The sequence below is a fragment of the Candidatus Cloacimonadota bacterium genome (assembly GCA_034661015.1).
Taxonomy (GTDB): domain Bacteria; phylum Cloacimonadota; class Cloacimonadia; order JGIOTU-2; family JGIOTU-2; genus JAYEKN01.
Map to the genome: position 1 here is coordinate 15,658 of JAYEKN010000066.1, position 8,329 is coordinate 23,986.

Here is an 8,329-nt window from a genome sequence, read left to right on the forward strand (position 1 = left end):
ACTTTACGGACAGACACTAATTATTATAATTTAAAAAATTGTTGCAACTGAGGAATTTCTGATTTCTTTGCTTCTTCAAAATTTCCGCTAAATAAAGCTTTGCCTTTATCGAGAAAAATTATTTCGTCGGCGATTCTGCGCACACTTTCTATAACGTGGGTAACGACTACGATTGTCATATTCAACTGCTCTTTTAATTTTATCAGAAGAGCGTCAATAGCAGCAGAGGTGATGGGGTCCAAACCGGCAGAAGGCTCATCGCAAAAAAGAATATCCGGGTCAAGAGCAAGAGATCTGGCAAGGGCTGCTCTTTTTTGCATTCCACCGGAAAGTTCTGAAGGATGAAGGTCAATTGCGTGATCTAACTCCACGAGATGCAACTTTATGCGAATAATCCTTTGAATTAATTCTTCCGAAAGATCAGTATGCTGCCGTAAAGGAATTGCTACATTCTCCCGAATTGTCAAGGAGTTGAGCAAAGCTCCCGCTTGAAATAACATTCCGGTACGGATAAGAATTTTGTCAAAATCATCTTCTTCCATACCGATAATCTCCTCGTTAAATAATTTTATAGAGCCTGAAACCGGATACAAAAGCCCGATTATATGCTTCAGCAGGGTGGTTTTTCCGCAGCCGCTTCCTCCGAGAATCACAAATATTTTTCCTCTGGGTACATCGAGAGATATCCGGTCGAGAATCCGTTTCTCGTTATATTCTGTAATTAAATCTCTTACTTGGATTATATTATTCATTTTTAGTAGAAAAGTAAACCTAAAACCGAATCAGCCACGATAACCATAAAAATTGCCATAACAACGGAAGAAGTGGTCGAACGCCCCACAGCATCTGCTCCACCTTCGGTTTGCAAACCGTAAAATATCCCAACAATTGTAATTATCCACGAAAACACAATGCTTTTTACTAAAAGTGTTATCACGTCTTTCAAAACCATTACCGAAGCCATTCTATCTACAAAAGCAGCAGCTCCTATTTTCAGGAACATCACTCCGACCAGAAATCCGCCCAATATTCCGACAATATCTGCCATTACGGTTAGGAGGGGAGTTGCAATTGTCATTGCATAAAGTTTTGGCAAAACTACATATTTGATGGGATTTAGAGCCATGGTTTTCATTGCATCAATTTCTTCTGAAATTTTCATTGTTGCCAGTTCCGAAGCAATGGACGAGCCGCTTCTACCAGCCAAAATAATGGCAGTCATCAAAGGTGCCATTTCTCGTGTCATGGAAATTGTTATCAGATCAACTACAAAAATATTTGCCCCGAATTGTCTCAATTGCTGAGCGGATTGCAAGGAAAGGATAAATCCCACGAGAAAGGAAATAAGCGCTACGATTGGCAAGGCATTCACTCCCACCAAATTTGCTTGGTTGACGAATTCGCCCTTCCTCTGTCCTTTTTTTGAGAACAGACCACCAATTCCCCAATAAAACATATCAGCAGTTAGATAGACAAATGCTTTGATTTTATCCAACATTTCAAATATTTTCCCCCCCGCGTTTTCGAAGATACCCGCCTTTTTTTTAGATGAGTCGAGGGTTGGTAAATTTTCAGAGGAAAATGTTTTCAGGGAATCTTGAACCTTTTCTGAAATGTTTTGAAATTTTATTGATACCGAAATATCTTTAGCATTATCTTGAATCTGATTGAGAGTTGCAACTCCTGCACTATCAATATTTTCAAGATTTTTAAGATCAAATATTAGCTGGTCAGATTCGTGTTTTTGAAGAAATGATTCTGCCTTTTCAAACACCTTTTCAGCATTGTTTTTGTTTAAAAAGCCTTTTAAGAAAAAAGTATTATTCTTGAATTCAATTAGAGCCATATTAAGATGGAATTCGGAAAACGGAGAACGGAATATGGAAATCTTTTTCCGTATTTATTTCTCCGTTTCCCATGTTTTTAAAATGAAATAAATGTTAGGTCAAGCGAAAGGTTGTGGTTTTGCACAGTCCAATCTTTATCACCTTTGCTAAGAGTTAACGTATAGTTCAAAGATAGAAAATTAGAGAATCTGAAATCAATTGTGTTTTCCGCTCGATACCTTTGCGACCTATTTTCATCAAATGGATAAAGAGTATATAGTTCGATATTGTAAGTGATGTTGTTGGATAATTTAAAATCTCCGTTAACAGTTGCTTCAATACCACTCAGATTAATTGATTCGAGTTCCTGAAATTTTCTTGTGCTATCGGAGCTTGTGGTAATTTCTTCATAAACATCATTATTAAAGGTTTGAGACAATCCCAACCCAGCCTTGATAGTGAGATCGCTTCGAGAACTGCTTCTTATTAATCGTACATTCAGCCCAAACCCCTCTTCCAAATTTACAGGCATAAAGGACGGAGCAGTCTGGATATCATTAATATTTGTTAAAATGTCAATTGTATCCCCCTTTACATTACATTTATAAACAGTAGCCATTTCACTGGAAAAATAGGAAGTGTTTGGAAAAATATTTGTTTCTAATCGAAAACGACTATAAATACCGAAGGACTCAATTAAATAATAAATAAATTGAGTAGGAATTTGGATTCTATTTGAATAAACACGAAAATCCTGGTTTTGTTCCTTGCTGAATCCAAGGGATAAATTCTGTCCCGAATCAAAATAATAAGGGAATTTGTCCAGTTTTATTTCATTTTCCAAATTTGTACTTAGAGTAATATTTGTATTATTCCCATCCTTGCTTGCGGTATTATCACTCGTAAGCATAAAACTTCCGGAAAGGGAGGTGTATCTTTGCCATTCTCTTTTCTTAAACATATCCACCATTTCAGGTAAGATGCCAGCTCCGATAAAATTATCGTTACTATTCATTACAATAGTTATTTCAGTTAATTCACTCTCCAAAACCCTCACGGTGGTAAAATTGATATATGTTTTTGGAGTTTCTTTATATTTGATAATTTTATAAATTCCGGGCTTCAGCAACCATGTATCCTGTTTTTCTCCCTGTTCATCCTCATCTGCACTATATTTCATTCCGATGCTTTCCGAATATTCTCGGAGTTGATAAATCTCGTAGGGTTCACGCAAATACGATCTGCTTTCATCAATAATTCGGACTATCAAACCAGACCAAGTAACCGGAACAATTGTGGTGCCTTCATTTGTAACTGTAATCTTTTTATGGATTAGATTTTTTTTTGTATCAGCAGAACCCAGAACTACAGTGTATTCACCGGGCTCAACAAACACGCTTTTTCCTATAAGGCACTCACTTTTTACAATTTGCCCATCTTGGTAGATATAATAGGATGGCTCTTGTTCTTTTTCGGAAATTGCAGGAACAAAAATTCTTCCCAACCCAATCTGATCATCCACACCTTCCTTCTCCAATTGAATTTTAGCGGGATCTGTGTTCCAAGTTGAATTATATCCATAATCGTCAGCACACAAAAAACTGATATTAAATGTGATAAAAATAAAAAGCAATAAAGTTATTATTTTTTTCATGGTTCCTCCAATTCTTATTCTGATTTATTTTGTAATTTAAAATAGGTTATCATATCCTCTATAAAACTATTAAATTCAATATTCAGATTATCACTAAGGACTTTTGTAAAATAACTCATACTGTTTGTGTACAATTTTGTATATGAAGTGAGAGTTTTTGTAAAAACCACATCGTTCGTTTTCAGATCAATGAACTGAATTTCGATTTGCAAATCGGCTCGGATAATCAGATTATTTTCGTATTTTTCGATTTTTTTGATAGTTCCTTTTATCTTATAATCAGGCGTCAACTCAAGATAACGTAGCTTACAATTTTCAACAATTCCCAAGGTATTAATATGATTAACCAGCAGATTTGTTATTGCATTTTGCGGACGCAACGCCCACAAACTAAATTGATCATAGAATATTTCGTGAGCAGAATGGCGGATAACAATACGCGAATTATCGTAAGTACGATCTGTCTGAAATTCGTCAACGACAATATTATAGGGAAAAGGTTTTTCAATTTTGAGTTCTGTGATTGGCAGGGGTTTATATTGCAAAACATAAAATCGAGCATATTTTGCCTGTCCGCAGGAAATGACAATCAGCAGAAGAACAATCAAAAAAATCTTATTTTTGAGATTCATTGTTTGGAATATTTTTGTTTTCACTCTCCACTACCTCCAAAGTAATTAGTTGAACCGCGCTTTTTAAATATATTAGATGGGTCTTCGGCAATTAGACGGGAAAATTCGTTTAAATTCTGCATTGTTTCTTTGAGAAGGCGGATAGAATATACAATATCTTCTCGGCTTTCTCCAAAAGTATAATTGATATTTTTGACAGAAAGGTTCAGCTCTTTCACTGTCATATCAATGTTATTTATCGTTTCATTTATTGTTGCCATATCAATTTGTGCTGATTTTTCGCGGATATTTTTCATAAGCAAAGCAAATTCTTCTGAAATAACAGATACATTTTGCATAGAGCTATTAAAGTTTGCCCGATTTTCTGTTAAAATATCATTCAGATTAGTTAATGATTTTCTTGTTTCGTCAATTACTTGCTCAATATTTTCCTTATTTTCTCCGCCGGTCATTTTGGCTAAATTATTCAAAATAACCTCAACTTTTTCCGCAATCACTTCCGCTTTGCCGGTTATTTTATCCAAAGTGGATTTACCAGCGGTAATATATGAATTCGGTTTAAGATTTTCAGCCCGAATATCTCCCCCGATAAGTTCGACTTTTTTTAAGCCGGTGATCCCAACGGCAGCGAGAACTGCCGTTACATCCTTCTTGATTGGGGTTCCTTGCTTCACGCTTAATGTAACGATTACTGTGGAGACATCTTTGGGGTCAATGGTCAAATCCTCAATACGCCCAATGCGAATCCCATGATATTGCACCGCTCCACCAACATTTAATCCTGCAACCGAGACGTTTTTATAAGCAATATAATATGTATCCTGCTTGTTCAATAATGATTTACCCACGATCAATGCAATCAATGCAAAAAGCAGGACGCAGGCAGTAATAACAAAAATTCCCAATCTGATTTTTTGTGCTTTTGAAACCATTTATTCTCCTGTCATACCACCGAAGGAACGGGATTACACGAAAGAAAGATTTTATGATTACGAAAATGCATGAAAAATTCTATCGCCATTTTTGGTGTTTTTCCGTTTATTTTGTGGTTCAATTTTTTACCAAACAAATACAACGCCGCTGTTTGGAAAGAACCATTCATTTTCTTTACTTTGTAATATAATTTTGCCATCTTTGCTAATTTCTTGCGGATATTTTTCCTTTCCGGTAAATATCGAAACTGTTTCCGCATTTTTTATATTGACTTGAGAGTAGTCAAATTCAATAGAAATTTCTTTTGTCATTTCAGATAAATAAACTGCCAATTGATGTTTTGATTTTGGATAATAAGTTTTCGTATCGATCGTAAATTTTACTTCTTCGCCTTGCAAATTGCTTAATGAACGATGATAGCATTCAAATTCCAGATTCTTTTTTTTCCCATTATTAATTAATCTATGATTTAAAACAATATCGTTGATCATTATTTTATCAATTTCAAATGAATGTAATAAGTTAGGATGAAAATCCAAAAGCCAGCGATATTCAACATCGGACTTCAAGAAATATTGCTCCAGATCATTTTTGCCGGTTGCACAAACGATTTTGAATTTTTCATTAGTTAATCTTTTGAAATAACTGAGCCGAGTCTGGGCGCAATAGAATTTGTTCCTATCAATTGAATTGTTATTAACCGGAAGAAATTTGATGGAATGACAAAATTTTTTCTTGATGGAAATCCCCTTATCCGAAGATGAAAAAAGATTTTTCAATATTTGATGGAAAACATTCCTTCCAATTTCGCTACTGTTCAAGCGTTGATTAAGGGAAACTTGTATGATTTTTTCCAATTTTTGATCTGAAAAGTCATCGTGTGGAAACGGGATAAAATTTCTGCGTGAAATTGGCTCGATTGTTGATTTCGCTTCTCCCATAACAAATATCCGCTGAGCTCTTCTGCCGAGATTGGATAATATTTCATAACTCAATCCATTGTAAAGCGCAGAAAGTTCTTCGGCACTACAAATACGATTGATTTCATCGCCCAAAAGGGTAACATTGTCGCCTACTTCCACATTTTCTAAATTTGAAATATCCACAATTATCATATCCATCGTAACTCGCCCGAGAATCGGACAAATCCGATTTCTGATAACCACTTTGCCAAGATTCGAGAGCATGAAAGCATAGCCATCTCCATAACCAATGGGAATAACTGCTACTTTTGTATCTTTTGTGGTTGAGAATGTTCTGTTATAACTGACGCCATGATTGGCGGGTAGTATTTTTATTTGCCCGATTTTAGATTGAAATTTCATCACTGGTTTCAGTTCGATTTTATTTTTCAATTCAGGATTGGGATAAACGCCATAACTCATAATACCGAGTCGAATCAGATCAAGATTAAATTGGGGGAAATTTACGGCTGCCGCACTATTTGAAATATGTTTGATTTGCGGTTCAATACCTACGGATTCAAATTCGGATACAACCTGTTTAAAACGGTCAAACTGGATTTGAGGAAAATCCGAATCAAACTGCTCACTATTTGTGAAGTGGGAAAATAATCCTTCGATTTCCAAATGTGAAAATGCTAAAAATTTGCCGGCAATTTCTTTGGCATTTGTCCACAATAAGCCATCGCGTCCCATTCCCGTATCAAAGTTTATGTGAACTTTGAGAATAATTTCTTTTTCTTCGGCGGAGGTGTTCAAGCTCGCGGCAAAATTCAGATCAGAAATTGAAGGCGTGATATTGTATTTAATAATATCATCAATATCTGTTTTGAATGATGGGCTAAGGATCAGGATTCTCCCAATTATTTCTTCCAAACGGAGCAGAACTCCTTCATCGGAGTTTGCCACCCCAAACCATTTGCAGCCGATTCGTTCTGCTTCTTTGGCGATTTCAGTAGCACCGTGTCCATAGGCATCCGCCTTCACAATCTGCATTATTGCGGTTTTGGAAGGAATTTTCTGCCTAATCTGTTCGATATTATATCGGAAATTATTCAGATTGATAATCGTCCAGCTGCGGAATGAATTTGTTTTTTGTTTCATATTAAAACATTTTTTTACCACGAAACACCCCAGTGAAATAAAAGATAGAAAGGATTTCACGGGGCAGGCACAGAAAAACACGAAAAGATTTCATGATAAAATATTTCGAGAACTCGACTCGGACGTTCGAAACCCAAGTCGAACGGAAAAAGAGTTCGTCCGACTCGAGTTTCTCATTTTTTACCACGAAAAAACACGAAAAGATTTCATGATAAAGTAATTCGAGAACTAGGCTCCGACGTTCGAAACCCAAGTCGAACGGAAAAGAAGTTCGTCCGACTCGAGTTTCTCATTTTTTACCACGAAACACCCCAGTGAAATAAAAGATAGAAAGGATTTCACGGGGCAGGCACGGAAAAACACGAAAAGATTTCATGATAAAATATTTCGAGAAATTAAATTGAATCCAAATCGTTGCCTGTATTCCCTTCTCCTTTTTCCAAAATTATTACTTCACTTTTTGAATCCAATAATCTTCTATAGAAGGAAACTGCTTCTTGATTTTATCTCCTACTTTTTTGGCTTGTGAAGGTGTGTACAAACCAACTAGGCGAAGGCGATAATAGGTTTCACCGTTTTTTTTGGTGTTTGAAATTTTTACATTATAGCCATACTTTTCCAATCTTCTTTTTTCAATTTCAACCCGGGAATAGTCTTTTCTGGCAACAAGTTGTAATTCATATTTTTTTTCTTCGAGCACGATTTTTGGCTGCTTGTGCTCAATAGGAGTTTTTTTCTTTGCAATTTGAGAAGGTGTTTTTTCTTGTTTTTTTGCTACGGGAGTTTTCTCAATCGGTTCCTTTTTTTCTACAACTTTTTTCTCGGTCTTGGCGGGTATTTTCTTTTCTTCTTTCTTTCCACAACCGATTAGTGAAAGCGAACTGACAATTAAAACCGAAATAATTAATCCGATTAAAATCCTTTTCATCATATCCTCCGATTTATTTTATTATTTGCTAATATCAAATTAGCACAATTTTTCGTCAAGAAAACAGATAACTTATTTTTTTGCATCTCCCCCTTTTCCGAGTGGACTCGGCTATTCTTTCTATCACGGGCAATGTAGCTACATCAATAATTTACATAATTTCCTCATAAATTTTGGGGTGGATATCCGTAGTATTCAAAAAAAATTAAAGCAATGAAACCATTACAATCAATATAAAAACATTGACAAAGCAGATGAAATCCAAATTTCTTCTGTTAAAAAAATTTGCT

The 8,329-nt window shown here is 35.6% G+C and carries 7 protein-coding genes; all 7 read right to left on the minus strand.

All coding sequences use genetic code 11. From position 1 onward, the window contains the following. Positions 1-23 precede the first annotated feature (23 nt). The 7 genes from U9P79_02075 to U9P79_02105 all read right to left on the minus strand — a co-directional run bounded on the left by U9P79_02075 (position 24) and on the right by U9P79_02105 (position 8,042). Positions 24-752: an ATP-binding cassette domain-containing protein gene (locus U9P79_02075; GenBank protein MEA2103415.1), complete on the minus strand. Its 729-nt coding sequence runs from the start codon at positions 750-752 to the stop codon at positions 24-26. Positions 753-754: 2 nt separating this feature from the next. Continuing rightward, positions 755-1,846, minus strand: a complete 1,092-nt coding sequence (locus tag U9P79_02080) for an MlaE family lipid ABC transporter permease subunit (protein ID MEA2103416.1) — start codon at positions 1,844-1,846, stop codon at positions 755-757. A gap of 77 nt (positions 1,847-1,923) precedes the next feature. Then, entirely contained in the window at positions 1,924-3,480 is a 1,557-nt protein-coding gene (locus tag U9P79_02085) for a hypothetical protein (protein ID MEA2103417.1), read from the minus strand. Positions 3,481-3,494: 14 nt separating this feature from the next. Continuing rightward, positions 3,495-4,136: a hypothetical protein gene (locus tag U9P79_02090; protein ID MEA2103418.1), complete on the minus strand. Its 642-nt coding sequence runs from the start codon at positions 4,134-4,136 to the stop codon at positions 3,495-3,497. Then, on the minus strand, positions 4,133-5,044 hold the full coding sequence (locus U9P79_02095) for an MlaD family protein (protein MEA2103419.1): 912 nt from the start codon (positions 5,042-5,044) through the stop codon (positions 4,133-4,135). The genes U9P79_02090 and U9P79_02095 overlap by 4 nt, the downstream gene beginning before the upstream one ends. Positions 5,045-5,170: 126 nt before the next feature. Beyond that, positions 5,171-7,111 carry an alanine racemase gene (gene alr / locus U9P79_02100; protein MEA2103420.1) on the minus strand — a complete coding sequence of 647 codons (1,941 nt, stop codon included), beginning with the start codon at positions 7,109-7,111 and terminating at the stop codon, positions 5,171-5,173. A gap of 448 nt (positions 7,112-7,559) precedes the next feature. Then, positions 7,560-8,042, minus strand: a complete 483-nt coding sequence (locus U9P79_02105) for an SPOR domain-containing protein (protein ID MEA2103421.1) — start codon at positions 8,040-8,042, stop codon at positions 7,560-7,562. Between the last annotated feature and the right edge of the window lie 287 nt (positions 8,043-8,329).